24 protein-coding genes are annotated in these 25,335 nt (G+C 70.9%); 16 read left to right on the top strand and 8 right to left on the bottom strand.

Annotated elements, in window-relative coordinates:
* Nucleotides 1-68: 68 nt before the first annotated feature.
* Complete coding sequence (locus AQJ54_RS37500) at nt 69-1,808, bottom strand: dolichyl-phosphate-mannose--protein mannosyltransferase (RefSeq protein WP_062245383.1); 1,740 nt, start codon at nt 1,806-1,808, stop codon at nt 69-71.
* Between the two features lie 85 nt (nt 1,809-1,893).
* Here AQJ54_RS37500 and rsmI point away from each other — a divergent pair, with 85 nt between their 5' ends.
* The 8 genes from rsmI to AQJ54_RS37460 all read left to right on the top strand — a co-directional run bounded on the left by rsmI (nt 1,894) and on the right by AQJ54_RS37460 (nt 10,384).
* Nucleotides 1,894-2,742 (top strand): 16S rRNA (cytidine(1402)-2'-O)-methyltransferase, encoded by an 849-nt coding sequence (gene rsmI / locus AQJ54_RS37495; RefSeq protein ID WP_062245380.1) that lies wholly within the window; start codon nt 1,894-1,896, stop codon nt 2,740-2,742.
* A gap of 247 nt (nt 2,743-2,989) precedes the next feature.
* Complete coding sequence (locus tag AQJ54_RS37490) at nt 2,990-3,385, top strand: hypothetical protein (protein ID WP_062030070.1); 396 nt, start codon at nt 2,990-2,992, stop codon at nt 3,383-3,385.
* Nucleotides 3,386-3,452: 67 nt separating this feature from the next.
* Complete coding sequence (locus AQJ54_RS37485; protein WP_062245377.1) at nt 3,453-4,337, top strand: TatD family hydrolase; 885 nt, start codon at nt 3,453-3,455, stop codon at nt 4,335-4,337.
* A 99-nt stretch (nt 4,338-4,436) separates the two neighbouring features.
* Nucleotides 4,437-5,759, top strand: coding sequence for a resuscitation-promoting factor (locus AQJ54_RS37480; protein ID WP_062245374.1), 1,323 nt, complete (start codon nt 4,437-4,439; stop codon nt 5,757-5,759).
* A gap of 54 nt (nt 5,760-5,813) precedes the next feature.
* Nucleotides 5,814-6,695: a 16S rRNA (adenine(1518)-N(6)/adenine(1519)-N(6))-dimethyltransferase RsmA gene (rsmA, locus tag AQJ54_RS37475; RefSeq protein ID WP_062245372.1), complete on the top strand. Its 882-nt coding sequence runs from the start codon at nt 5,814-5,816 to the stop codon at nt 6,693-6,695.
* On the top strand, nt 6,692-7,591 hold the full coding sequence (locus tag AQJ54_RS37470; RefSeq protein WP_062245369.1) for a 4-(cytidine 5'-diphospho)-2-C-methyl-D-erythritol kinase: 900 nt from the start codon (nt 6,692-6,694) through the stop codon (nt 7,589-7,591). The genes rsmA and AQJ54_RS37470 overlap by 4 nt, the downstream gene beginning before the upstream one ends.
* 49 nt (nt 7,592-7,640) lie before the next feature.
* Nucleotides 7,641-9,443 (top strand): ABC-F family ATP-binding cassette domain-containing protein, encoded by a 1,803-nt coding sequence (locus tag AQJ54_RS37465; protein ID WP_062245365.1) that lies wholly within the window; start codon nt 7,641-7,643, stop codon nt 9,441-9,443.
* Nucleotides 9,444-9,697: 254 nt separating this feature from the next.
* Complete coding sequence (locus AQJ54_RS37460; protein WP_078851945.1) at nt 9,698-10,384, top strand: helix-turn-helix transcriptional regulator; 687 nt, start codon at nt 9,698-9,700, stop codon at nt 10,382-10,384.
* Nucleotides 10,385-10,721: 337 nt separating this feature from the next.
* On the opposite strand, the gene AQJ54_RS37455 is transcribed toward AQJ54_RS37460, so the two are convergent.
* Both AQJ54_RS37455 and AQJ54_RS37450 read right to left on the bottom strand, forming a co-directional pair.
* Entirely contained in the window at nt 10,722-11,021 is a 300-nt protein-coding gene (locus AQJ54_RS37455) for a hypothetical protein (protein ID WP_062245362.1), read from the bottom strand.
* A gap of 21 nt (nt 11,022-11,042) precedes the next feature.
* On the bottom strand, nt 11,043-12,749 hold the full coding sequence (locus AQJ54_RS37450) for a sodium:solute symporter family protein (RefSeq protein WP_062245359.1): 1,707 nt from the start codon (nt 12,747-12,749) through the stop codon (nt 11,043-11,045).
* A 111-nt stretch (nt 12,750-12,860) separates the two neighbouring features.
* Between AQJ54_RS37450 and galT the strand changes: the two genes are divergently transcribed.
* The 4 genes from galT (at nt 12,861) to AQJ54_RS37430 (ending at nt 16,909) form a co-directional block, all read left to right on the top strand.
* Nucleotides 12,861-13,922, top strand: coding sequence for a galactose-1-phosphate uridylyltransferase (galT, locus tag AQJ54_RS37445; RefSeq protein WP_062030054.1), 1,062 nt, complete (start codon nt 12,861-12,863; stop codon nt 13,920-13,922).
* Nucleotides 13,919-14,881: a UDP-glucose 4-epimerase GalE gene (gene galE / locus AQJ54_RS37440; RefSeq protein WP_062245355.1), complete on the top strand. Its 963-nt coding sequence runs from the start codon at nt 13,919-13,921 to the stop codon at nt 14,879-14,881. The genes galT and galE overlap by 4 nt, the downstream gene beginning before the upstream one ends.
* Nucleotides 14,881-16,032, top strand: a complete 1,152-nt coding sequence (gene galK / locus AQJ54_RS37435; protein ID WP_062245353.1) for a galactokinase — start codon at nt 14,881-14,883, stop codon at nt 16,030-16,032. The genes galE and galK overlap by 1 nt, the downstream gene beginning before the upstream one ends.
* Before the next feature lie 88 nt (nt 16,033-16,120).
* Nucleotides 16,121-16,909, top strand: coding sequence for a hypothetical protein (locus tag AQJ54_RS37430; RefSeq protein ID WP_062245350.1), 789 nt, complete (start codon nt 16,121-16,123; stop codon nt 16,907-16,909).
* Here AQJ54_RS37430 and AQJ54_RS37425 read toward each other — a convergent pair.
* Entirely contained in the window at nt 16,899-17,357 is a 459-nt protein-coding gene (locus tag AQJ54_RS37425) for a GNAT family N-acetyltransferase (protein WP_062245347.1), read from the bottom strand. The two genes, AQJ54_RS37430 and AQJ54_RS37425, sit on opposite strands and share 11 nt — an antisense overlap.
* Nucleotides 17,358-17,632: 275 nt before the next feature.
* On the opposite strand from AQJ54_RS37425, the gene AQJ54_RS37420 reads away from it, so the two are divergent.
* On the top strand, nt 17,633-18,400 hold the full coding sequence (locus AQJ54_RS37420; RefSeq protein ID WP_020137819.1) for a LuxR C-terminal-related transcriptional regulator: 768 nt from the start codon (nt 17,633-17,635) through the stop codon (nt 18,398-18,400).
* Nucleotides 18,401-18,547: 147 nt separating this feature from the next.
* Here the strand turns inward: AQJ54_RS37420 and AQJ54_RS37415 are convergent, their stop codons facing one another.
* Entirely contained in the window at nt 18,548-19,045 is a 498-nt protein-coding gene (locus AQJ54_RS37415) for a MarR family winged helix-turn-helix transcriptional regulator (protein ID WP_007382615.1), read from the bottom strand.
* Nucleotides 19,046-19,149: 104 nt separating this feature from the next.
* On the opposite strand from AQJ54_RS37415, the gene AQJ54_RS37410 reads away from it, so the two are divergent.
* Together AQJ54_RS37410 and AQJ54_RS44230 are read left to right on the top strand one after the other, a co-directional pair.
* On the top strand, nt 19,150-19,944 hold the full coding sequence (locus AQJ54_RS37410) for a trans-aconitate 2-methyltransferase (protein WP_062245343.1): 795 nt from the start codon (nt 19,150-19,152) through the stop codon (nt 19,942-19,944).
* A 73-nt stretch (nt 19,945-20,017) separates the two neighbouring features.
* Nucleotides 20,018-20,191: a CsbD family protein gene (locus tag AQJ54_RS44230; protein ID WP_020137821.1), complete on the top strand. Its 174-nt coding sequence runs from the start codon at nt 20,018-20,020 to the stop codon at nt 20,189-20,191.
* Between the two features lie 69 nt (nt 20,192-20,260).
* On the opposite strand, the gene AQJ54_RS37405 is transcribed toward AQJ54_RS44230, so the two are convergent.
* Genes AQJ54_RS37405 through AQJ54_RS37395 form a run of 3 tightly spaced genes read right to left on the bottom strand, consistent with a single transcriptional unit; the run spans nt 20,261 to nt 22,229 of the window.
* Nucleotides 20,261-20,527 (bottom strand): hypothetical protein, encoded by a 267-nt coding sequence (locus AQJ54_RS37405; protein WP_062245340.1) that lies wholly within the window; start codon nt 20,525-20,527, stop codon nt 20,261-20,263.
* A 14-nt stretch (nt 20,528-20,541) separates the two neighbouring features.
* On the bottom strand, nt 20,542-21,222 hold the full coding sequence (locus AQJ54_RS37400; RefSeq protein WP_030317466.1) for a TetR/AcrR family transcriptional regulator: 681 nt from the start codon (nt 21,220-21,222) through the stop codon (nt 20,542-20,544).
* On the bottom strand, nt 21,219-22,229 hold the full coding sequence (locus AQJ54_RS37395; protein WP_062030040.1) for an acyl-CoA desaturase: 1,011 nt from the start codon (nt 22,227-22,229) through the stop codon (nt 21,219-21,221). Before AQJ54_RS37395 ends, AQJ54_RS37400 begins: the two co-directional genes overlap by 4 nt.
* A 308-nt stretch (nt 22,230-22,537) precedes the next feature.
* Here AQJ54_RS37395 and ppc point away from each other — a divergent pair, with 308 nt between their 5' ends.
* Complete coding sequence (gene ppc / locus AQJ54_RS37390) at nt 22,538-25,279, top strand: phosphoenolpyruvate carboxylase (RefSeq protein WP_062245337.1); 2,742 nt, start codon at nt 22,538-22,540, stop codon at nt 25,277-25,279.
* Nucleotides 25,280-25,335: the final 56 nt, after the last annotated feature.

Below are 25,335 nucleotides of genomic sequence, written 5' to 3'. Positions count from 1 at the left end.
ACACCCGGGGTAAGAGTTTTCTGATTCCTCGCCCCGGGTGCTCAATCACGTACGTGAACAGACGGCTGCTAGACCCAGGTGTCGATCCACATCCGCGACCGCCAGGAGTCGATCGGGATCGCCGTGCCGGTGTACAGGGGCCAGAAGTAGATGAAGTTCCAGGTGATCAGGAGGACCAGGACGCCCGCCGCTGTCGCGCCTGCCACGCGGCGGGTGTCCGTCGCTCGGGGCGGGCCGATGAGGGCGCCGACCAGCATGGCCACGGCCAGGCAGAGGAAAGGCAGGAAGACGATCGTGTAGAAGAAGAAGATCGTGCGCTCCTGGTAGTTGAACCAGGGCAGATAGCCCGCCGCGATGCCGCAGGCGATGGCGCCCGCCCTCCAGTCGCGGCGGAAGAACCAGCGCCACAGCACGTACAGGATCGCGAAGCAGGCGGCCCACCACAGCAGCGGCGTGCCGATCGCCAGCACCTCGCGGGCGCACTTCTCACCCGCGTCCGCAGGGCAGCCGTCGGTGCCGGGCGAGGGCGACTCGTAGAAGAAGGAGATCGGGCGGCCGTCGACGATCCAGCTCCACGGGTTGGACATGTACGTGTGCGGCGAGGACAGGCCGACGTTGAACTTGTAGACCTCGTGCTCGTAGTGGATCAGGCTGCGCCACCAGTCGGGCAGGAAGGTCCAGCTACCACCCTTGCCGTCGGTCGCCGCCCAGTTGCGGTAGTAGCCGCCGCTGCCGTCCGCCGGGGAGAGGATCCAGCCGATCCACGAGGTGAGGTAGGTGACGACCGCGACCGGCACCATGGCCAGGAACGCGATCCCGAGGTCGTACTTGAGGACCGCCTCGTACGGGCGCCGCGCCCCCGCGACCCGCCGCGAGCCCACGTCCCACAGCACGGTCATGATGCCGAAGGCGATGAGGAAGAACAGACCGTTCCACTTGGTGCCGATGGCCAGGCCCAGGAGCAGGCCCGCAAGCCAGCGGTAGGGGCGCCGGCCCAGGCGCAGGGTGTCCCCGACGTGCGCGTCGGGGCGCACGAGGCCGTACGAGTCCACCGGCAGCGCGGCCGCGAGTTTCTCCCGGGCCCGGTCGCGGTCGATGACCAGGCACGCGAACGCGGCCACCACGAAGAACATCAGCACACCGTCGAGCAGCGCGGTCCGCGCCATCACGAAGGCCAGCCCGTCCACCGTCATCAGGGCCCCGGCCAGGCAGCCCAGGAAGGTGGAGCGGAAGATCCGGCGGCCCACCCGGCACACGATCAGCACCGACAGCGTCCCCAGCACCGCCGTCATGAACCGCCAGCCGAACGGGTTGAACCCGAACATCAGCTCGCCGAGCCCGATGACGTACTTGCCGACCGGGGGATGCACGACGTAGGCGGCGTCCGTCGGCAGCGGGACATGCCCGTTCGAGGACAGGATCTGGCTGTCGACGTTCTTGTCCCAGCTCAGCTCGAAGCCGCGGTGGACGATCGCCCACGCGTCCTTGGCGTAGTACGTCTCGTCGAATATCACCTTCTTCGGGCTGCCCAGGTTCCAGAACCGCATGATCCCCGCCACCAGCGTCACCAGCAGCGGCCCGAGCCAGCCCGACCAGCGCGCGATCCGGTCGGAGAGCACCCGCGGAACCCCCAGCACCTGCCACATCCGCGGGCTGGGTGCCACATAGGGCGGGACCAGACGCTCGCGCACGTCGCCGCTGGTCTGCGCGGTGTAGCCGAAACGGCGCAGCCTCTGCTGCCACGACGGCCGCCGGTCCTGGGGGGCCTGGTCCTGCCGGGTGTCCGTGGAGGACGCGGTACTGGTCACCGCGCCATCGTAGGGAACCGTGCTGTGTGAGTCCCGTGCATGGGTGGATGCGTCCGGTTCGCGGCGCCCCTGGGAGGATGGGCGGGTGACTGGAACCCTTGTCCTGGCGGGCACCCCTATCGGCGACATCGCGGACGCTCCTCCCCGCCTCGCGGAGGAACTGACCGGGGCCGACGTGATCGCGGCCGAGGACACCCGGCGGCTGCGCCGGCTGACCCAGGCGCTCGGCGTGACGCCCAAGGGGCGGATCGTGTCCTACTTCGAGGGCAACGAGGCCGCCCGGACCCCCGAACTGGTCGAGGAACTCCTCGCCGGCGCGCGCGTGCTGCTGGTCACGGACGCCGGGATGCCGTCCGTGTCCGACCCCGGATACCGGCTGGTCGCCGCCGCCGTCGAGAAGGACGTCCGCGTCACCGCCGTACCGGGACCGTCCGCGGTGCTCACCGCGCTCGCGCTGTCCGGGCTGCCGGTGGACCGGTTCTGCTTCGAGGGGTTCCTGCCGCGCAAGGGCGGGGAGCGGCTGTCGCGGCTTCGGGAGGTCGCGGACGAACGGCGGACCCTCGTCTACTTCGAGGCACCGCACCGCCTCGACGACACGCTCGCCGCGATGGCCGAGGTGTTCGGTGCCGAGCGACGGGCCGCGGTGTGCCGGGAGCTGACCAAGACGTACGAGGAGGTCAAGCGGGGGCCGCTGGGCGCGCTCGCCGAGTGGGCCGCGGACGGGGTCAGGGGGGAGATCACCGTCGTCGTCGAGGGGGCGCCCGAGAAGGGGACCGAGGAGATCGACGACGCGGAACTGGTGCGTCGGGTGCGGGTCCGGGAGGAGGCGGGGGAGCGGCGCAAGGAGGCGATCGCCGCGGTGGCCGTCGAGGCCGGGATCCCCAAGCGCGTGGTGTTCGATGCCGTTGTCGCGGCGAAGAACGCCCCTTCCTGACGGGTCGCATGAGGTGGGTCACACTGCCTCTGAGCAGGGCGCATGTCGTCTGAGCGTGCGCCCCATGTGCTCGCAAAGCGGTGTCTCGGAATGCAAAGGTCCACACGGCGTGGCGGGTCCGTTTGGCAAGGAAAGTCCAAATCGGCCTCAACACTCGACAGGGTCTGTCGCCTTCGTCCTCCCTGAGGCGTCCACTGGGGTGAGGGACGTACCCGTCCTTCGAACCAGCGGACACACAGGAGCTGGCATGAGCGAGATCGCAGGGCACCCCGGTGCCACGGCAGTCGTCAACGAGTCCTACTCCTTCGCCTGCATGCGCTGCGGGCACGGCTGGGAGCAGTCGTACGAGATAGAGCACCACATCGACGGCGACGGCCGGGAGTTCGTGCAGTACACGGCGGACGGACGGGTCGTGCCCTCGCCGCTCTCCAGGCCCACGTGCGAGAACTGCGACCACCACGTCGTGCGGATCATGCGGCCCGGCCGGGTCGCCGCCACCCGCGACGCGGCGCACCGGCAGCACCGCACGCCCCCCGCCGGTCCCGTGGAGGTTCCCGCGGCCGCCGACGGGGCGCCGCAGCCGGACGGGCACCACTGGCACCTGTCCGACCTGCTGCACGTATTCCAGCGCAAGGCGAGCTGAGCCGTACCGGCCCGGCCTGACCCGGTCTCCCGCCGGGCGGGGTGTGCCCCTTTCGTAGGATCGGGGCATGCCTTCGAACAGCCCCCGCGAGAAGAATGCGGCACCGCCGCTCCCGGAGCCCCTGCGGGTGCCGGTCGCCGACTCCCACACCCACCTGGACATGCAGGACGGGACCGTGGAGGAGGGCCTCGCGAAAGCCGCGTCGGTCGGGGTGACCACGGTCGTCCAGGTCGGCTGCGACATCCGCGGCTCGCAGTGGGCCGCGGAGACGGCGGCCCGGTACGAGTCCGTCCACGCGACCGTCGCCCTGCACCCCAACGAGGCCCCGCGCATCGTCCACGGCGACCCGGACGGCTGGTCCCGGCAGGGCGCGCGCACCCCCGGCGGCACCGGGGCGCTCGACGAGGCGCTCGCGGAGATCGACCGGCTGGCCGCGCTCCCGCAGGTCAAGGGCGTCGGCGAGACCGGCCTCGACTACTTCCGCACCGGGCCCGAGGGCAAGGAGGCGCAGGAGTCCTCCTTCCGCGCCCACATCGAGATCGCCAAGCGGCACGGCAAGGCGCTCGTCATCCACGACCGCGACGCCCACGAGGACGTGCTGCGGGTGCTGAAGGAGGAGGGCGCTCCCGAGCGGACCGTCTTCCACTGCTACTCCGGCGACGCGGAGATGGCCGAAGTGTGCGCCCGCGAGGGCTACTTCATGTCCTTCGCCGGCAACGTCACCTTCAAGAACGCCCAGAACCTGCGGGACGCGGTTGCGGTGGCCCCGCCGGAGCTCCTCCTCGTGGAGACCGACGCGCCCTTCCTGACGCCGGCGCCGTACCGCGGACGGCCCAACGCCCCCTATCTCATTCCGGTCACGGTGCGCGCGCTGGCCGCCGTGCGCGGCATCGACGAGGACGCGTTGGCCACGGCACTCGCCGCCAACACCGCACGCGCCTTCGGTTACTGACCGCTCGAACGTAACTCCGGGTAGTCGCGTCGCTTTGGAGAGTGACGACCGCTCCGCTAGGTTCTGGGGGCCCGATCCGGACCCCTGGAGCGTGTCGTCGTGAGCAATTCGCCGTACGAGACGTACGAGGCCTACGTCCCCACCGAGCCGTACCCCGAGCCCTCCACCGCGGACACGCTCCCGTACGAGGTGTACGAGACGCCTTTCCCGCCGTACGAGGACACCTACCGGCCCGCGTACGAGACGTCCGAGCCGACCCTGCCGCTCCAGCACTCGGGGCGGCGGGCCGCGCGCCGGCGCAGGGCGCGGTACATCGAGCGCTCAGACAGCACCGTGCGCCGGCTGCTTCCGCAGGCGCTGGTCGTCGCCTTCCTCGCCGGCGGCACCACCGCGTTCGTCGCCGAGGACAAGGCGGTCGAGCTGACCGTCGACGGCAAGCCGCGCACCCTGCACACCTTCGCGGACGACGTGACCGAGCTGCTCGCCGAGGAGGGCGTGGCGGTCGGCGCGCACGACGTCGTCGCGCCCGCCCCCGGCGAACAGCTCGCCAGCGGGGACGAGGTCGAGGTCCGCTACGGCCGTCCCGTCCGGCTCACGCTCGACGGACAACGGCGCGAGGTGTGGACGACGGCGCAGACCGTCGAAGGGGCGCTGAAGCAGCTCGGGGTGCGTGCCGAGGGCGCGTACCTGTCCACCTCGCGCTCCCGGCGGATCGGGCGGGAGGGGCTCGCCCTCGACGTGCGCACCGAGCGCTCGGTGACCGTCATGGCGGACGGCCGGGCCCGCACGATCCGCACCAACGCGGCGACCGTGGCGAAGGCCGTGGAGGAGGCCGGCGTCACGCTGAGCGGCATGGACACCACGTCGGTGCCGTCGGGGAGCTTCCCGCGCGAGGGCCAGACCATCACCGTGCTGCGGATCACCGGGACGCGGGAGGTCCGCGAGGAGCAGATCCCGTTCCGCGAGCAACGGACCCAGGACGCCTCCCTGTTCAGGGGCACGGAGGTCATCGAACAGGCGGGGCAGCCGGGCGTACGACGCGTCACGTACTCCCTGCGCACCGTCAACGGCGTCAAGCAGAGGCCGCGCCGGATCCGGGTCGAGACGGTGTGGGAGCCCCGGGACCAGCTGGTGCGGGTGGGCACCAGGCCGATGCCGACCTCCGTCCAGGGCGCGGACCACCTGAACTGGCAGGGCCTCGCCCACTGCGAGTCCGGCGGCCGCCCGAACGCGGTGGACCCGTCGGGAACGTACGGCGGCCTCTACCAGTTCGACACGAGAACCTGGCAGGCCCTCGGCGGCTCCGGCCGCCCCCAGGACGCCCCGGCGGCGGAACAGACCTTCCGGGCGAAGAAGCTGTACGTACGGCGGGGGGCGAGCCCTTGGCCGCACTGTGGGACTCGCTTGCATGGACCCACCTAGGGGCGCGGGGAACTGCGCGCTCAACCCCCACCGGCCCGCAGATAGGCTGTCCACGTGAGCACCCCCTCCCCAGACTCCCTCCTCGGCCCGGCAGACATCCGCGAACTCGCCGCAGCGCTGGGCGTACGCCCCACCAAACAGCGCGGCCAGAACTTCGTGATCGACGCGAACACGGTCCGCAAGATCGTGCGGATCGCCGACGTCCGGGACGACGACGTGGTCGTGGAGGTAGGTCCCGGCCTCGGCTCGCTCACCCTCGCGCTCCTCGAGACGGCGGACCGCGTCACCGCCGTGGAGATCGACGACGTACTCGCCTCCGCGCTCCCGGCCACGATCGCCGCCCGCATGCCCGACCGCGCGGACCGTTTCGCGCTGGTCCACTCGGACGCCATGGAGGTCACCGAACTCCCCGGCCCCGCGCCGACGGCACTCGTCGCCAACCTTCCCTACAATGTCGCCGTCCCCGTGCTGCTGCACATGCTCGACACCTTCCCGAGCATCGAACGGACCCTCGTCATGGTCCAGGCCGAGGTCGCCGACCGGCTCGCCGCGGCGCCCGGTTCGAAGGTGTACGGCGTCCCGTCCGTGAAGGCCAACTGGTACGCCGAGGTCAAGCGGGCCGGGTCGATCGGGCGCAACGTGTTCTGGCCCGCGCCGAACGTCGACAGCGGCCTGGTCGCGCTCACCCGCAGGACCGAGCCGGTCAAGACGACCGCCTCGAAGCGCGAGGTGTTCACCGTGGTCGACGCGGCCTTCGCCCAGCGCCGCAAGACCCTGCGGGCCGCGCTCGCCGGATGGGCGGGGTCGGCCGCGGCGGCCGAGACGGCCCTCGTGGCGGCCGGGGTCTCGCCCCAGGCCCGCGGCGAGTCGCTCACCGTCGAGGAGTTCGCGCGGATCGCCGAGCACGCCCCGAACAAGGAGCCCGGTCAGCAGTGAGCGTCACCGTCCGTGTCCCCGCCAAGGTCAACGTCCAGCTCGCGGTGGGCGCCGCCCGCCCCGACGGCTTCCACGACCTGGCCAACGTCTTCCTCGCGGTCGGCCTCCACGACGAGGTGACCGTGACGCCCGCCGAGGAGCTCCGGGTCACCTGCGAGGGCCCCGACGCCGCCCAGGTCCCCCTCGACCGCACGAACCTCGCCGCGCGGGCCGCGCTCGCGCTCGCCGGGCGGTACGGGATCGAGCCCGCCGTGCACCTGCACATCGCCAAGGACATCCCCGTCGCCGGCGGCATGGCGGGCGGCAGCGCGGACGGCGCCGGCGCGCTGCTGGCCTGCGACGCCCTGTGGGGCACGGGCGCCTCCCGGGAGGAACTGCTCGACATCTGCGCCGAGTTGGGCAGCGACGTGCCGTTCAGCCTGGTCGGCGGGGCCGCGCTCGGAACCGGACGCGGCGAGAAACTGCGCCCCCTGGACGTCGGCGGCGACTTCTCGTGGGTGTTCGCGATGGCGGAGCGCGGTCTGTCGACCCCGGCCGTCTTCCGCGAGTTCGACCGGCTCACCGCGGGCCTCGACGTCCCCGAGCCCGTCGCCTCCGAGGCCCTGCTCGACGCGCTGGCGAAGGGCGACCCGGAGGCACTCGCCGCCGCCGTCTCCAACGACCTCCAGCCCGCCGCCCTCTCGCTCTTCCCGGAACTGGCCGACACCCTCGCGGCCGGCAGCGCCGCGGGCGCCCTCGCCGGGCTCGTCTCGGGCTCGGGCCCGACCACGGCGTTCCTCGCCCGCGACCCCGGGTCGGCGGCGAAGATCGCGGACGCCCTGCGCGCCTCGGGCACCTGCCGGGCGGTGCGTACCGCCTCGGGGCCCGTGCCGGGTGCGACGGTGATGGGGGCGTAGCGGTCGGACTACCCTGGAGGGTCGATCGATCCCCCTGGGCAGGAGAGAAATGGCCGTCAATCTGGTCAATGTCGAGAACGTCAGCAAGGTGTACGGCACCCGTGCCCTGCTGGACGGTGTCTCGCTCGGCGTCTCCGAGGGCGATCGCATCGGCGTCGTGGGCCGCAACGGCGACGGCAAGACCACCCTGATCCGCATGCTCGCCAAGCTGGAGGACGCCGACACCGGACGCGTCACCCACTCCGGCGGTCTGCGCCTGGGCGTCCTCACCCAGCACGATTCCCTCGACCCCACGGCCACCGTGCGCCACGAGGTCATCCGGGACATGGCCGACCACGAGTGGGCGGGCAACGCCAAGATCCGGGACGTCCTGACGGGACTCTTCGGCGGGCTCGACCTGCCCGGCTTCCCGCAGGGCCTCGACACCGTCATCGCGCCGCTCTCCGGTGGCGAGCGCCGCCGTATCGCCCTGGCCAAACTGCTCATCGAGGAACAGGACCTGATCGTCCTCGACGAGCCCACCAACCACCTCGACGTCGAGGGCATCTCCTGGCTGGCCAGGCACCTGCGCGAACGGCGCTCGGCGCTGGTCTGCGTCACCCACGACCGCTGGTTCCTCGACCAGGTCTGCACCCGCATGTGGGACGTGCAGAAGGGCGACGTCTACGAGTACGAGGGCGGGTACTCCGACTACGTCTTCGCGCGGGCCGAGCGGGAGCGGATCGCCGCCACCGAGGAGACCAAGCGGCAGAACCTGGTCCGCAAGGAGCTGGCGTGGCTGCGACGGGGCGCTCCCGCCCGTACGTCCAAGCCGCGCTTCCGGGTCGAGGCGGCGAACGAACTCATCAAGGACGTGCCGCCGCCGCGGGACACCAGCGAGCTGATGAAGTTCGCGTCCTCCCGGCTGGGCAAGACCGTCTTCGAGCTGGAGGACGTGACCGTCCAGGCCGGTCCGAAGGTGCTGCTGAAGCATGTGACCTGGCAGCTGGGCCCGGGGGACCGGATCGGTCTCGTCGGGGTCAACGGCGCCGGCAAGACCTCGCTGCTGCGGGCCATGGCCGAGGCCGCGCGGACCGAGGGCGAGACGCAGCCCGTGGGCGGGCGGATCGTGGTCGGCAGGACGGTGAAGCTGGCCTACCTCTCCCAGGAGGTCGCCGAACTCGACCCCGCCGTACGGGTTCTGGAGGCCGTCCAGCAGGTCCGCGAGCGCGTCGACCTCGGCAAGGGGCGCGAGATGACCGCCGGGCAGCTGTGCGAGACGTTCGGCTTCAACAAGGAGAAGCAGTGGACGCCGGTCGGGGACCTGTCCGGCGGTGAGCGGCGGCGGCTCCAGCTGCTGCGGCTGCTGATGGACGAGCCCAACGTGCTGTTCCTCGACGAGCCGACGAACGACCTCGACATCGAGACGCTGACCCAGCTGGAGGACGTCCTCGACGGCTGGCCCGGCTCGATGGTCGTCATCTCCCACGACCGGTTCTTCGTCGAGCGCACGACCGACCGGGTCTTCGCGCTGCTAGGTGACGCCACCCTGCGGATGCTGCCGCGCGGCATCGACGAGTACCTGGAGCGGCGGCAGCGGATGGAGGAGGCGGCGGCGGCTTCTTCGCCCGTGGTGGCGAAGCCCGTCGCCGAGAAGAGCGCCGCCGATCAGCGGGCCGCGAAGAAGGAGCTCCAGAAGATCGAGCGGCAGTTGGACAAGATCTCCGAGAAGGAGACCAAGCTGCACGCGCAGATCGCCGACAACGCGACTGACTTCTCGAAGGTCGCCTCCCTCGACGCCGAGCTGCGGGATCTCGCGGGGGAGCGGGAGGAGCTGGAGATGCGGTGGCTGGAGCTGGCCGAGGACGCCTGAGGGTCGTGAGCACGCGTGGCGGTCGTGAGAGCGCGTGAAGGTCTCGCACATCATCCTCGAACGCCAGGAAAGCCGGGAATTCGTCACTTCCGGGACACTTCTCGCCGGTAGGGGAAGCGCAACGTCGAACTAGCGTGTAGCTTCCGGGGGCATGAAGGGCGGGGGGCTGGGAGAGGGCCTCTGTCCGCGCGGATCAGTGGGCATCCATAGTGGGGCTTTCACGCGGATCCATGGGGGGACTGGGGGGTTGCTCGATGGGAGTTCGGCTCATGGTGGTCGACGACCACCGATTGCTCGCCGAGGCGCTGGCCTCGGCACTGAAGCTGCGGGGGCACCGGGTGCTCGCGGCGGCGGCGCCTGCCGCGGGGGCGGCGGAGCTGGTGATCAGCCGGGCGCCCGAGGTGTGCCTGCTGGGTACGGCCACGCCGGCCGAGCCGGGGATGTTCGACCCGGTCGTGAAGATCAAGCGGGAGCGGCCGCAGGTGGCGGTGCTGGTGCTGGGGCCGGTACCGAGCCCTCGTGGGATCGCCGCCGCGTTCGCCGCGGGGGCCTCCGGCTATGTGCGGCACGACGAGCGGATCGAGGGTGTCGAGCGGGCGATCATGAAGGCGCGGGCGGGGGAGGCGGCGGTGGCGCCGCAGTTGTTGCAGGGGGCGTTCAGTGAGCTGCTGAATCCTGCGGCGCAGCCGGACGACGAGGGGCAGCGGTTGCTCCAGATGCTGACGCCTCGGGAGGTGGAGGTGCTGGTGCGGGTGGCCGACGGGGAGGACACGCGGCTGATCGCGGCGGGGATGGGGATAGCACCTTCGACCGCGCGGACGCATGTGCAGCGGGTGCTGATGAAACTGGGGGTCGGGTCGCGGTTGGAGGCGGCGGCGTTGGCTGCGCGGACGGGGTTGTTGGATCGGGCGGGGCCTGTGCCTCCGGCGGCGGGACCGTGAATATCTGCGGCTCCGGTGGGGGCGGGCGTCTTAGCGCAGTTCCCCGCGCCCCTGGAGGCCTGCGGCGGCCCCTTGCTGTCCGGTGGGGGCTCGTGTAGCGCGTTCCGTGTAGTGGGTGGGTCGGTGCCGGGGTGGGGGGTGTCCGTCCTCGGTCCGGCGGCTCGGTCCCTTCCAAGGGGCCCGGTTCCGGACGCCGGCCGCTGCGGGCGGACACCCCCCACCCCGTCCCCTGCGCGCCGTGGGCGACTGCAACTCCCTAGGGGCGCGGGGAACTGCGCGACCAGCCACAACGCACCCGCAGGCGCCCGACGACCTGACCCGGCACCCCCTTAGGCGCTCAGTCGCCCCCCTCACCCTCCGGTGGATCCACCCGCACAGGCGCCGCAGGCTTCAGCTTCAGCCAGATCAGGAAGAAGATGCCCAGCAGCAGCATCCCCAGGCCCGTCCACAGGTTGATGTTGATGCCCTCCGACTTGTCGAGGGAGGAGTCGGAGGGGTTGATGCCGGCGATCGTGACGATGATGCCGTAGAGGACGAACAGGCCGCCGATGATGCGGCGCAGGTCGAAGATGCGGGCCGCCGTGGCCGACTTGGCCTGGAGTTCGGAGACTTCCCGCTGGACGTCGTGTTCGGACATGGTTCCTCGAATCCTCCGCGATCAGAACGAGAACGGGATGTAGCAGGCGGCGGCCAGGACCACGGCACCCCAGCCCAGCAGGGCCGGCCTGCGGTACCACGCGTCGTCGCCCGCGGCCGGCGGCTCCGACATGCCCGGGGACGTCGTGCCGTAGACCAGGCCCTGGAGTTCCTCCGTGGGCTTCGGGGCCGTGAAGAGGGACACCGCGACCATCACCACCGCACCCGCCACGAAGCCGACGATCGCAGAGACGAAGTTGGCGCCCTGGTCGGTGGGGATGTCGATGATGCCCTGCTTGTAGATCCAGAAGTAGTTCACCATCGCCGCGACCGTGCCCGCGAGCAGGCCCCAGAAGCCGGACTTCGCCGACGCCCGCTTCCAGAACATGCCGACGATGAAGACGACGAACATCGGCACGTTGAAGAAGGAGAACAGCGTCTGGAGGTAGCTCATGATGTTCGAGAAGGAGGAGGCCAGGAAGGCCGTTCCCACGGAGGCGCAGACGCCGATGACCGTGATCAGGCGGCCGAAGCGGACGTAGTACTCGTCCTCCCGGCCCCGCTGCACGTAGCGGCCCCAGATGTCGTTCGTGAACACCGTGTTGAAGGACGAGACGTTCGCCGCCATGCCGGCCATGAAGGCGGCCAGGAGGCCGGTGACCGCGATGCCGAGGACGCCGTTCGGCAGGAGCTGTTCCATGAGGTAGGGGATGGCGTCGTTGTACTGGTAGCCCGAGTCGGCCGAGCCGAAGCCGGGGATCAGGGCGGCCGCCACCAGGCCCGGGATCATCACCAGGAACACGATGAAGATCTTCGGGTACGCGGCGATGAGGGGGGTGCGCTGGGCCGCCGAGAGGTTCTTCGCGGACAGGGCCCGCTGGACCTCCGCGAAGTTCGTCGTCCAGTAGCCGAAGGACAGGACGAAGCCGAGGCCGAGCACGATCGTCAGCCAGTTCGCGCCCAGCGGGTTCGCGCTGCCGATGCCGGTGCCGCCCCAGGCGGTGGTGAAGTTGGCGCCGTGCTCCGCCGTCAGCTTGTCGGTGAGGCCGCCCCAGCCGCCCACCTTCTTCAGACCCAGGACGACCAGCGGGATCAGGGCCGCCAGGATGACGAAGAACTGGAGGACCTCGTTGTAGATCGCCGAGGAGAGGCCGCCGAGGGTGATGTAGGCGAGGACGAAGGCGCCTGCGACCACGATCGCCACCCACTGCGGCCAGCCCAGGAGGGCTTCGACCACGATCGCGAGGGCGTAGAGGTTCACGCCCGCGATGAGGATGGCCGCGAAGGCGAACAGCGCCGAGCTGAGCAGGTGGGCCCATTTGTCGAAGCGCAGGAGCAGCATCTCGGGGACCGAGCGCACCTTGCTGCCGTAGTAGAACGGCATCATCACCAGGCCGAGGAAGACCATGGCCGGGATGGCGCCGATCCAGTACCAGTGGACCGTGTAGGCGCCGTACTGGGCGCTGTTGGCGGCCATGCCGAGGATCTCGGTTGCCGCCAGGTTGGCCGAGATGAAGGCGAGCCCCGTGATCCAGGCCGGCAGGGAGCGGCCGGAGAGGAAGAAGTCCAGGCTCGTCTTCACCGAGCGGCGGGCCGCGAAGCCGATGCCGAGGACGACGACGAAGTAGATGCCGAGGATCGTGTAGTCGAGCCAGTTGGTGGGGAGCCTCAGCTCGGCCGCGAGGTATGCGTTATGTGCGGCGTGTGCGCCGTTTGTGGGGGATTGCATAGTCAGCAATTGAACACCTCGACTGATGCGCTTTGTTTGATTCCGATGTTGACGCTGGTGGGTGCTTATGGTTATTTGTGTTTAGTTATGTTTGGGTGAAGGAGTTCAGCGGTGAAGAAGACCTCGACCCGGCTGGCCGACGGTCGCGAGCTCATCTACTACGACCTGCGCGACGACACCGTCCGCGACGCCGTGGACCGGCGCCCGCTGGAGCGGACTGTCACCACGTCCGAGGTTCGTCGGGATCCGCTGCTCGGCGACTCCGTGGCCATCGCCTCGCACCGACAGGGGCGCACCTACCACCCGCCCAAGGACGAGTGCCCGCTGTGTCCCTCGCAGGGTGAGCGCCTCAGCGAGATCCCGGACTCGTCGTACGACGCCGTGGTCTTCGAGAACCGTTTCCCCTCGCTGGCCGGCGACTCGGGGCGCTGCGAGGTGGTCTGCTTCACCTCCGACCACAACGCCTCCTTCGCGGACCTCACCGAGGAGCAGGCGCGGCTCGTCCTGGACGCGTGGACCGACCGGACGTCGGAGCTGTCTCATCTGCCCTCCGTGGAGCAGGTCTTCTGTTTCGAGAACAGGGGTGCGGAGATCGGTGTGACCCTGGGTCACCCCCATGGCCAGATCTACGCGTACCCCTTCACCACTCCTCGCACCGCCCTGATGCTGCGTTCTCTCGCCGCGCACAAGGACGCGACCGGTGGGGAGAACCTCTTCGACGCCGTACTGGAGAGCGAGCTCGCCGGTGAGCGGGTGGTCCTGGAGGGCGAGCACTGGGTCGCGTTCGTGCCCTACGCCGCGCACTGGCCCTACGAGGTGCACCTGTATCCGAAGCGCCGGGTGCCCGATCTGCTCGGGCTCGACGAGGAGGCCCGCACAGAGTTCCCCCAGGTCTATCTGGAACTCTTGAAGCGCTTCGACCGGATTTTCGGCGAGGGTGAGCCTCCGACGCCGTACATCGCCGCCTGGCACCAGGCGCCGTTCGGTGCGCTGGAGGACTTCGAGGGCGTCAACCGCGACGATTTTGCGCTGCACCTGGAGCTTTTCACCATCCGTCGTACGTCCGGCAAGCTGAAGTTCCTCGCGGGCTCCGAGTCGGGGATGAACGTCTTCATCAACGACATCCGGCCGGAGGCCGCGGCACAGCGACTGCGAGAGGTAGCGAGTTCATGAAGTACCTGGTGACAGGTGGCGCGGGGTATGTCGGCGGGGTCGTGGCCCAGCACCTCATCGAGGCGGGCCACGAGGTCGTCGTCCTCGACAACCTCTCCACCGGCTTCCGCGAGGGAGTGCCCGCGGGCGCCTCGTTCATCGAGGGCGACATCCGCGACGCCGCCAAGTGGCTCGACTCCTCCTACGACGGTGTGCTCCACTTCGCCGCGTTCTCGCAGGTCGGCGAGTCGGTCGTGAAGCCCGAGAAGTACTGGGACAACAACGTCGGCGGCACCATGGCGCTGCTCGGCGCGATGCGCGAGGCCGGCGTCAAGAAGCTCGTCTTCTCCTCCACGGCCGCCACGTACGGGGAGCCCGAGGAGGTGCCGATCGTCGAGTCGGCGCCCACCAGGCCCACCAACCCGTACGGCGCCTCCAAGCTCGCCGTCGACTTCATGATCACCAGCGAGGCGAACGCGCACGGCCTGGGCGCCGTCTCCCTGCGCTACTTCAACGTCGCCGGCGCCTACGGCAACCAGGGCGAGCGGCACGACCCCGAGTCGCACCTCATCCCGCTGATCCTCCAGGTCGCCCAGGGCAGGCGGGAGGCGATCTCGGTCTTCGGCGAGGACTACCCGACCCCGGACGGCACCTGCGTCCGCGACTACATCCACGTCGCCGACCTGGCCGACGCCCACCTCCTCGCCCTGAAGGCGGCCGAGCCGGGCGAACACCTCATCTGCAACCTCGGCAACGGCGAGGGCTTCTCCGTCCGCCAGGTCATCGAGACGGTCCGCCAGGTGACCGGCCACCCGATCCCCGAGATCGTGGCCCCCCGTCGGGGCGGCGACCCGGCCACCCTGGTCGCCTCCGCCGCCACCGCCCGCGAGAAGCTGGGCTGGAACCCGACCCGCGCGGACCTCGCGGGGATCGTCGCGGACGCCTGGGAGTTCGCGCAGCACATCGCGAAGGAGCAGTAGTGGCACAGCAGGTGCGGGACGGTTTCGTCGAGCTGTACGGGACCGACCCCGAAGGTGTCTGGTCGGCGCCCGGCCGCGTCAACCTCATCGGTGAGCACACCGACTACAACGACGGCTTCGTGATGCCCTTCGCGCTGCCGCACACCGCGACCGCGGCCGTCTCCCGGCGCACCGACGGGGTCCTGCGGCTGCACTCGGGCGACGTCGAGGGCGGCGTCGTCGAGCTGCGCCTGGACGACCTCGCCCCGGAGAGCGACCGGAACTGGACCGCCTACCCGGCCGGAGTGGTCTGGGCGCTGCGCGAGGCCGGCCACCCGGTCACCGGCGCGGACATCCACCTCACCTCGACGGTGCCGTCGGGCGCGGGCCTGTCCTCCTCGGCGGCCCTGGAGGTCGTCGTCGCGCTCGCCCTGAACGACCTGTACGAACTCGGCCTCCAGCGCTGGCAGTTGGCCCGCCTGTGCCAGCGCGCCGAGAACGTCTACGTCGGCGCCCCCACCGGGATCATGGACCAGACCGCGTCCGCCTGCTGCGAGAGCGGCCACGCCCTGTTCCTCGACACCCGGGACCTGTCCCAGAAGCAGATCCCCTTCGACCTCGCCGCCGAGGGCATGGTCCTGCTCGTCGTCGACACACAGGTCAAGCACTCGCACAGCGAGGGCGAGTACGGCAAGCGCCGCGCCGGCTGCGAGCGGGGCGCGGCCCTGCTCGGCGTCGACGCGCTGCGGGACATCCCCTACGGCGAGCTCGACGCGGCCCTCGGACGGCTCGGCGACGACGAGGAGGCCGTACGCCTGGTGCGGCACGTGGTCACCGAGGACGAGCGGGTCGAGAAGGTCGTCGCCCTGCTGGAGTCGGGCGAGACCCGCGCGATCGGCCCGGTGCTGGTCGCGGGCCACGCCTCGCTGCGGGACGACTTCCGGATCTCCTGCCCGGAGCTGGACCTGGTCGTCGACACCGCCCTCGCCTCCGGTGCCCTGGGCGCCCGGATGACCGGCGGCGGCTTCGGCGGCTCGGCGATCGTGCTGGCCGAGGCGACCGACGTGGCGGCCATCACCAAGGCGGTCGAAGAGGCCTTCGCCGCCGCGGAGTTCACCGCTCCGCGGGTCTTCGAGGCGGTTCCCTCCGCGGGGGCCCGGCGCCTGTCCTGAGACCGGCTGACCGCTGTTTTGCCCGGCTTGATCCGAACTTGGGGAAAGCCGGGCCTCACCCTGACGTACGCCCCAGTAGGTTCGGAGCGTGAGTCGAGGGCGTCATCGCATCCTGTCGGCGATCGGCATCGGCTGCTACGCGCTTGCCGCGATCGCCGGCCTCTTCGTGCTGGCGGACCACCAGGGCTCCGGCCTCCTGGTGCCCCTGTGGATCGCCCACGGCGTGCTCCTCGCCGTGCTGCTGACGAAACTCGCCGCCGACGAGACCGGCCTGTCCGCGGCGCTCCTCGTGGTGGGCGCCTCCCTGGTGGCCGTGTACATCGCCGACCTGGCTCGCGACGACCTCACCCTGGAGCGGCGGGGCGAGCGGATCAGCGCGACCGTCGTGCGCGAGTGGCTCGACCCCGACCAGAGCCGGGCCGACCACACCTACGATTACGCCCTCGCCCGCCGCGACGGCACCCGGCTCCCCGGCCCCGCCCTCCAGGCCGGGTCCGGCAGCTTCGCCCTCGGCCAGCGCGTCACCGTGCTCGCCGACCCCCGGGGTGAACTGCGCCCCCGGATGCCGGGAGACCTGGACGCGACGCGGGACGTGCTGAGCGTCGGGGCGTTCGCGCTGATCGCGCTCAGCGTGGTCGCGGCCACGGCCCGCCGGGGCGCGACCGTCTCCCGCCGACGGGAGGAGCGGGCCAGGCTGGCGGAGCAGGAGCACATCCTCCGCGAGGCCCTGCGCACGGCCGCCGCCGACCCCAACGGCTTCGTCGAGGTGCACCCCGGGCACTACCCCGACGTCTCGCACCGCCGCGCGGCCGGCATCGCGAGCGAGCTCGGCCTGGAACCCGCGGACGATCCGGGCTCCTGGCGCTTCAGGGGCTGAGCCGCTTGGTCAGCGTGAACTCCGTGACCCCCGGCGGATAGTCCGGGATCACGCACACCACGTCGTACCCCTGCTTCCGGTAGAACTCCGGCGCCTGGAAGTCCCAGGTCTCCAGGCGCACGGAGGTGCAGCCCCGCTCGTGACGCGCCGTTCGCTCCGCCTGTGCGAGCAACTGCGAACCCAGGCCCGCCCCGCGGTGCCGTTCGTCGACCCAGAGATAGGTCACGTGGAGCCAGCTCGTCCAGGTGTGGCCGACCAGTCCGCCCGCCAGGGCGCCGGTCTCGTCCACCACCCAGAGGTGGAGCGGGAGTTCCCGTTCACCTGGGGTTCCGCGCAGGGCGCGGAGCACCGGGGAGGCCGCCGTGTTGGCGTCCCGCAGCCGGGTGCGGAGCAGATCGAGCCGGGCCTTGTCGACTTCTGTCTCCAGACGAAACATGCGGCTCACCATAAACGCCCCGGACGGCCAGTTCTGCAAATAACCTTCCGCTCCTGCCCCCCGGCCGTACCCTGATGAACAGCACCGGTGGGGGCCGGTGCTGATGCAGGGGGGCGAGACAGTCGGGTACGGCGCCCGAAGTGGGGGTAGCAGTTCTTGCGCGGCGGCGGCCGTGCGGCCATCGTGCTTCAGGCGTCGTACTCGCGGCGGTGTCGTCTCCCGAGTCGTCCTCAGACGATGGCGATGGGGTATCCCCTGCTCTTCGAGAGCTCGGGGAAGGGGGTTACGTGGTTCGCATCCGAGTCCTGGTCGTCGACGACCATCGCATCTTCGCCGAATCGCTCGCCGCGGCGCTCGCGGCCGAGCCGGACGTGGAGGTCTCCGCGGCCGGCAGCGGTCCTGCCGCGCTGCGCTCGCTGGAGCGCGCGGCCGCCGAGGGCCGCCGCTTCGACGTCCTGCTCGTCGACGCCGACCTGGGCGGCAACGTCCAGGGCATCAGGCCCGCGGTCTCCGTGCAGGAGGGCAACGAGGACGGTCTGGTCGACGGCATCTCGCTGGTCGCCGGGGTCCGTACGGCGCAGCCGGCGGTCCGGATCGTCGTGCTCGCCGAGAAGGACGACCCGCGCCGGGCCGCGCTCGCGCTTCAGGCGGGCGCCTCGGGCTGGGTCGCCAAGGACTGCTCGCTGTCCCGGCTGCTCACCGTCATCCGGGGGGTCCTGCGGGACGAGACCCATCTGCCGCCCGCGCTGCTCACCGGCGTCCTGCGCGAGCTCACCGCCGCCCGCAAGCACCGCACCGAGAGCGAGCGCCTGGTGGAGTCCCTCACCCCGCGGGAGCGCGAGGTGCTGCGCTGCATGGTGGCCGGGCTGGGCCGCAAGGCGGTCGCCGAGCGGCTGTTCCTCTCCCCGCACACCGTCCGCACCCATATGCAGAACGTCCTCGGCAAGCTGGGCGTCCACTCCACCCTGGCCGCCGTCGCGTTGGCGCGGCGCGCGGGTGTGGGGCCGGCCGACCTGGCCGGGGATGTCGTCGAACGGGGCGGGCAGTTGGCGTAGGGGACTGGGCCGCCTGATTATCGCCGGTGCGACGTCACGCGGGGCTGTGCCGGCAGGCGGCTCCGCCGCGCGGGCGCGACGCGTCGCAACGGCACCGCCGTCCGACGCCGGCCCGGGACCACCCGATCGGCTCTCCCTGCGGAGCGCCTAGCCGGGGATGTTGTCGAACGGGGCGGTCAACTGGCGTAGCAGACCGGCCAGTTCCCCGCGCTGGGCGCGGGAGAGCTCGGCGAGGATCGCGCGTTCCTGTTCCAGCAGACCGGCGAGGGCCTGGTCCGCGCGGTCCTTGCCGTCCTCGGTGAGCCTGACCAGCACTCCGCGCCGGTCGCTCGGATCGGGCAGCCGCTCCACCAGGCCCTTCTTGGCCAGCCGGTCGATGCGGTTGGTCATGGTGCCCGAGGTGACCAGAGTCTGCGTCAGCAGCTGCCCCGGGGAGAGCTGGTACGGCGTCCCCGCGCGCCGGAGCGCGGTCAGCACGTCGAACTCCCAGGGCTCCAGGCTGTGCTCGGCGAAGGCCAGCCGGCGCGCCCGGTCCAGGTGCCGGGCCAGTCTGCTCACCCGGCTGAGCACCTCGAGCGGTTCCACGTCGAGGTCAGGGCGCTCCCGGCGCCACGCAGCGACCAGCCGATCGACCTCGTCCTCCATGACGATCAGTGTAGTGGTTGTGTCGATGTGAAGTCTCTTGATGTGGAGTCTCTTGATATCGATCCTCTTGACGTCAAGATAAAAAGGCGGGAACACTGAGCCCCATGACGACCTGGGACCCCGCTCAGTACCTCCGCCACGCCGGCCACCGCGCCCGCCCCTTCACCGACCTCCTCTCCAGGGTCCCGGACCTGCCCGGCCGGTCGCCCCTGATCGCCGACCTGGGCTGCGGCCCCGGCAACGTGACCACACTCCTCGCCACTCGCTGGCCCACCGCCCGGATCACCGGCTACGACAACTCGGCCGAGATGCTCGACAAGGCACGGGTCGAGTACGCGGGGCCCACGGCCGGCGGCGGGAGCCTCGACTTCGCCCACGCGGACGTGCGCACCTGGGCGCCCGCGCAGCCGTACGACCTGATCATCAGCAATGCCACGCTCCAGTGGGTGCCGGGGCACGTGGAGCGGTTCGCCGAGTGGATCGCCGGGCTCGCCCCCGGCGGCACCTTCGCCTTCCAGGTCCCCGGCAACTTCGGCTCCCCGAGCCACCGCCTGATGCGCGAGCTGGCGGAGTCCGCGGGCCTCGCGGACGCCCTGCGCCACGAGGACGCCGTGCTCACGACCGAGGCGTATTTGGCGGTGCTGGCCGACCTGGGCTGCGAGGTCGACGCCTGGGAGACGACCTACGTGCACCTGCTCCAGGGTGAGGACCCGGTCCTGGACTGGGTGAAGGGCACGGGCCTGCGCCCGCTCCTGGCCGCCCTCGCCGACGACCCGGGCGCCAGGGAGGGGTTCCTGGCCGCGTACCGGTCGGCCCTGCGCGAGGCGTATCCGAGGGGCCCGCACGGCACCCCGTTCCCGTTCCGCCGCGTCTTCGCGGTGGCGCGCAAGGAGAACTGACGGGTTTGAGCGGGCCGTCAGGGGTCACCCGCAGTGATGAAAGCGAAGTCGTCCATCGCTGGGAGTGAGAACCGTGGCAGGAGACCAGAAGGCCAAGGCCAAGGTGGAGCAGGCCAAGGGCAAGGCCAAGGAGACGGTGGGGCGCGCGGTCGGCAACGAGCGCATGGAAGCCGAGGGCCGTGCCGCACAGTCCAAGGGCGACGCTCGCCAGGCCAAGGAGAAGACCAAGGACGTCTTCAAGCACTGACCCGCGACAGAACACGACGACGGCCCGTGCACCACGAGGTGCACGGGCCGTCGTGCGGGCGGTGACGGGTCAGCGCCACTCCGCCGGGATGCGCTCGACCTGCTCCAGGATGTCCCAGTCCTTGGGGCGTGAGCCCGGCGAGTTCCAGGGGACGCCCTGGCCGAGCCAGTAGCCGCGGTAGCCGCGCAGGCCCATCACGCTGACATCGCTCATGCCGGGCTCGTTCCCGCAGCACGGGCAGATGGCCCCCTCGTCGGGCCGGCCCCCCTCCCAGAAGGGCTCCACCCCGTCGTCGTATCCGCAGACCCGGCAGACCGTCTCCGACGGTTCCGCCATCCCGTCCAGCCCCTTCAGCTCTTCCGGCGCCCTATCAGGTGCGGCTTCGCCTCCAGGCCGTCCAGGCCGTGCCAGGCCAGGTTGACCAGGTGCGCGGCGACCTCCGCCTTCTTCGGGCGGCGCACGTCCAGCCACCACTGGCCGGTCAGGGCGACCATGCCGACCAGGGCCTGGGCGTACAGCGGGGCCAGTTTCGGGTCGAAGCCGCGGCTCTTGAACTCGCGGCCCAGGATGTCCTCCACCTGCGTGGCGATGTCCGAGATGAGCGAGGCGAAGGAACCCGTGGACTGGGGGATCGGGGAGTCGCGGACCAGGATGCGGAAACCGTCCGTGAACTCCTCGATGTAGTCGAGGAGCGCGAACGCCGCCTGCTCGCACAGCTCCCGGGGATGCCCCGCGGTCAGCGAACTCGTCACCATGTCCAGCAGCCGCCGCATCTCGCGGTCCACCACCACCGCGTACAGCCCCTCCTTGCCGCCGAAGTGCTCGTACACCACCGGCTTGGAGACGCCCGCCTTCGCCGCGATCTCCTCCACCGAGGTGGCCTCGAAGCCCTTCGCCGCGAAGAGGGTGCGACCGATCTCCAGAAGCTGCGCGCGGCGCTCGGCACCCGTCATCCGGGTGCGCCGGGCACGCCGCGGCTTCGCTTCGTCACTCGGGGTACTGCTGGAGTCGGTCGCCACGGCGTCCATCATGCCGCCTCGGCGGTCTCCTCCTTGCGCCGGGAGCCGTCCCCGTCCGTGATCCGGCGGGAATCGATACGCGAGCGTGACGGCCAGCGCACGTCGTACGCCCAGCCGAGCAGCTCGAACCAGCGGATGATCCGCGCCGAGGAGTCCACCTGCCCCCGCATCACCCCGTGCCGCGCCGAGGTCGGGTCGGCGTGGTGCAGGTTGTGCCAGGACTCACCGCAGGACAGCACGGCCAGCCACCACACGTTGCCCGAGCGGTCCCGCGACTTGAAGGGCCGCTTGCCGACCGCGTGGCAGATCGAGTTGATCGACCAGGTCACGTGGTGCAGGAGGCAGACGCGGACCAGCGAGCCCCAGAAGAAACCGGTGAACGCGCCCCACCAGGACATCGTCACCAGACCGCCGATCACGGCGGGCAGGGCCAGCGAGAGCATCGTCCAGTAGATGAACTGGCGCGAGATCGCCCTGATCGCCGGGTCCTTGATCAGGTCCGGCGCGTACTTGTCCTGCGGGGTCTGCTCCTCGTCGAACATCCAGGCGATGTGGGCCCACCACAGGCCCTTGATCAGCGCCGGGACCGTCTCGCCGAACCGCCACGGCGAGTGGGGGTCGCCCTCGGCGTCGGAGAACTTGTGGTGCTTGCGGTGGTCGGCCACCCAGCGCACCAGCGGGCCCTCGACCGCCATCGAGCCCGCGATCGCCAGCGCGATCCGCAGCGGCCGCTTGGCCTTGAAGGAGCCGTGCGTGAAGTAGCGGTGGAAGCCGATCGTGATGCCATGGCATCCGAGGTAGTAGAAGAAGACCAGCAGACCGAGGTCAAGCCAGCTCACACCCCAGCCCCACGCCAGCGGCACCGCCGCGAGCAGAGCGAGGAAGGGGACGGTGATGAAGAGGACCAGCGTGATCTGCTCGATCGAGCGTTTCTGCTCGCCGCCCAGGGTCGCGGAGGGCGGTGTCGGGCCGTCGGTCGACTTCGGGGCGTCATCGATCACATCGGAGCTCGCGGTCATGGGGCGTCCCCTGTGGGGTCGAGGGTTGAGACAGGTGCCGGGCTGCGGAGATCCTTCCCGTGGTCCGTTACGGCGGTCCCTACGGTTCCGTAACCTACGGCGTCGTAAGTATGGCAGTGCGTCGCCGTCTCACGGCAAGAGCCCAAAAGTCTGCGCGTCCGCATCGACACCTATCCTTGGAGTCGGTCGGACAGCGCGGTCCGCTCTGATTTCTTCCCGGATGTCCGGCCCGTATGCGGCGGCTGCCGCACGACCGCACTCCGGGTTCCCCTCCCGGACGAGCTTCAACACTGCAAGGAGCCGCACCTGTGAGCAGTGCCGACGACCTGACTACGAGCGCCACGTCGACCGGTAGTGAGTTGCGCGCCGACATCCGCCGCCTGGGCGATCTCCTGGGCGAGACCCTCGTCCGCCAGGAGGGTCCCGAGCTGCTGGACCTGGTCGAGCGGGTGCGCCACCTCACCCGTGAGGACGGCGAGGCCGCCGCCGAGCTGCTGCGCGGCACCGAACTGGAGACCGCCGCCAAGCTGGTGCGCGCCTTCTCCACCTACTTCCACCTGGCCAACGTCACCGAGCAGGTGCACCGCGGCCGTGAGCTGCGGGCCCGGCGCGCCGCCGAGGGCGGTCTCCTCGCCCGCACGGCCGACCGCCTCAAGGACGCCGACCCCGAGCACCTGCGCCAGACCGTCGCCAACCTCAACGTCCGCCCGGTCTTCACGGCCCACCCGACGGAGGCGGCCCGCCGCTCGGTGCTGAACAAGCTCCGCCGGATCGCCGCCCTTCTGGAGACGCCGGTCATCGAGGCGGACCGGCGCCGCCACGACACCCGGCTCGCCGAGAACATCGACCTCGTCTGGCAGACGGACGAACTCCGCGTCGTGCGCCCCGAGCCCGCCGACGAGGCCCGCAACGCCATCTACTACCTCGACGAGCTGCACGCCGGCGCGGTGGGCGACGTCCTGGAGGACCTCACCGCCGAGCTGGAGCGCGTCGGCGTCAAGATCCCCGACGCCACCCGCCCCCTCACCTTCGGCACCTGGATCGGCGGCGACCGGGACGGCAACCCCAACGTCACCCCGCAGGTCACCTGGGACGTCCTGATCCTCCAGCACGAGCACGGCATCAACGACGCCCTGGAGCTCATCGACGAGCTGCGGGGCTTCCTGTCGAACTCCATCCGCTACACCGGCGCCACCGAGGAACTCCTGGAGTCCCTCAAGGCCGACCTGGAGCGTCTCCCGGAGATCAGCCCGCGCTACAAGCGGCTGAACGCCGAGGAGCCGTACCGCCTCAAGGCCACCTGCATCCGGCAGAAGCTGGAGAACACCAAGACCCGCCTGGCCAAGGGCATCCCGCACGAGGACGGCCGCGACTACCTCGGCACCAGCGAGCTGCTCCAGGACCTCACCCTGATCCAGAGCTCGCTGCGCGAGCACCGGGGCGGGCTCTTCGCCGACGGCCGGCTGGACCGCACCATCCGTACCCTGGCCGCGTTCGGCCTCCAGCTCGCCACCATGGACGTCCGCGAGCACGCCGACGCCCACCACCACGCCCTCGGCCAGCTCTTCGACCGGCTCGGCGAGGAGTCCTGGCGGTACGCCGACATGCCCCGCGACTACCGGGCCAGGCTGCTGGCGAAGGAGCTGCGCTCCCGCAGGCCGCTGGCACCCACTCCGGCGCCGGTGGACGCGGCCGGCGAGAAGACCCTCGGGGTCTTCCAGACCGTGAAGCGGGCCCTGGAGGTCTTCGGGCCCGAGGTCGTCGAGTCGTACATCATCTCGATGTGCCAGGGCGCCGACGACGTCTTCGCCGCCGCGGTCCTTGCCCGCGAGGCGGGGCTGCTGGACCTGCACGCCGGCTGGGCGAAGATCGGCATCGTGCCGCTCCTGGAGACCACCGACGAGCTGAAGGCCGCCGACACCATCCTGGAGGACATGCTCTCCGACCCGTCCTACCGGCGCCTGGTCGCGCTCCGGGGCGATGTGCAGGAGGTCATGCTCGGCTACTCCGACTCCTCGAAGTTCGGAGGCATCACCACCTCGCAGTGGGAGATCCACCGCGCCCAGCGCCGGCTGCGCGACGTCGCCCACCGGTACGGCGTACGCCTGCGCCTCTTCCACGGCCGCGGCGGCACCGTCGGCCGCGGTGGCGGCCCCTCGCACGACGCGATCCTCGCCCAGCCCTGGGGCACCCTGGAGGGCGAGATCAAGGTGACCGAGCAGGGCGAGGTCATCTCCGACAAGTACCTCGTGCCGTCGCTGGCCCGGGAGAACCTGGAGCTGACGGTCGCCGCCACGCTCCAGGCCTCCGCCCTGCACACCGCCCCGCGCCAGTCCGACGAGGCGCTGGCCCGCTGGGACGCGGCGATGGACGTGGTGAGCGACGCCGCCCACGCGGCCTACCGGCGTCTCGTCGAGGACCCGGACCTGCCGAACTACTTCCTCGCCTCGACGCCGGTGGACCAGCTCGCCGACCTGCACCTCGGCTCCCGGCCCTCCCGGCGCCCCGGCTCGGGCGTCTCCCTCGACGGACTGCGCGCCATCCCGTGGGTGTTCGGCTGGACCCAGTCCCGGCAGATCGTCCCGGGCTGGTTCGGCGTCGGCTCGGGCCTCAAGGCGCTGCGCGAGGCGGGCCTGGACACCGTCCTCGACGAGATGCACGAGCAGTGGCACTTCTTCCGCAACTTCATCTCCAACGTGGAGATGACGCTCGCGAAGACCGACCTGCGCATCGCCCGCCACTACGTCGAGACCCTGGTCCCGGCCGAGCTCCAGCACGTCTTCGCCGACATCGAGGCCGAGCACGAGCTCACCGTCCGCGAGGTCCTGCGGATCACCGGCGAGGCCGAACTCCTCGACGCCACCCCGGTCCTGAAGCAGACCTTCGCGATCCGGGACGCCTACCTGGACCCGATCTCCTACCTCCAGGTGACCCTGCTCAAGCGCCAGCGCGACGCGGCCGCCGCGGGTGAGCCCGCCGACCCGCTGCTCTCCCGCGCCCTGCTCCTGACGGTCAACGGCGTGGCGGCCGGCCTGCGCAACACCGGCTGACCTCCGCACGCACAAAGGCGGTGCCCCCCCCCGGGATCGATCCCGGGGGGCACCGC

The organism is Streptomyces griseorubiginosus (assembly GCF_001514195.1).
GTDB classification, from domain to species: Bacteria; Actinomycetota; Actinomycetes; order Streptomycetales; family Streptomycetaceae; genus Streptomyces; species Streptomyces griseorubiginosus.
This window is presented reverse-complemented; position numbering and strand designations above follow the sequence as displayed.

Coding starts and splice junctions, on each gene's coding strand:
- AQJ54_RS37490 (WP_062030070.1), top strand. CDS start 2,990: ATGAGCGAGATCGCAGGGCACCCCGGTGCCACGGCAGTCGTCAACGAG.
- AQJ54_RS37485 (WP_062245377.1), top strand. CDS start 3,453: ATGCCTTCGAACAGCCCCCGCGAGAAGAATGCGGCACCGCCGCTCCCG.
- AQJ54_RS37465 (WP_062245365.1), top strand. CDS start 7,641: ATGGCCGTCAATCTGGTCAATGTCGAGAACGTCAGCAAGGTGTACGGC.
- AQJ54_RS37460 (WP_078851945.1), top strand. CDS start 9,698: ATGGGAGTTCGGCTCATGGTGGTCGACGACCACCGATTGCTCGCCGAG.
- AQJ54_RS37455 (WP_062245362.1), bottom strand. CDS start 11,021: ATGTCCGAACACGACGTCCAGCGGGAAGTCTCCGAACTCCAGGCCAAG.
- AQJ54_RS37450 (WP_062245359.1), bottom strand. CDS start 12,749: ATGCAATCCCCCACAAACGGCGCACACGCCGCACATAACGCATACCTC.
- galE (WP_062245355.1), top strand. CDS start 13,919: ATGAAGTACCTGGTGACAGGTGGCGCGGGGTATGTCGGCGGGGTCGTG.
- AQJ54_RS37425 (WP_062245347.1), bottom strand. CDS start 17,357: ATGGTGAGCCGCATGTTTCGTCTGGAGACAGAAGTCGACAAGGCCCGG.
- AQJ54_RS37415 (WP_007382615.1), bottom strand. CDS start 19,045: ATGGAGGACGAGGTCGATCGGCTGGTCGCTGCGTGGCGCCGGGAGCGC.
- AQJ54_RS37410 (WP_062245343.1), top strand. CDS start 19,150: ATGACGACCTGGGACCCCGCTCAGTACCTCCGCCACGCCGGCCACCGC.
- AQJ54_RS37405 (WP_062245340.1), bottom strand. CDS start 20,527: ATGGCGGAACCGTCGGAGACGGTCTGCCGGGTCTGCGGATACGACGAC.
- AQJ54_RS37400 (WP_030317466.1), bottom strand. CDS start 21,222: ATGATGGACGCCGTGGCGACCGACTCCAGCAGTACCCCGAGTGACGAA.
- AQJ54_RS37395 (WP_062030040.1), bottom strand. CDS start 22,229: ATGACCGCGAGCTCCGATGTGATCGATGACGCCCCGAAGTCGACCGAC.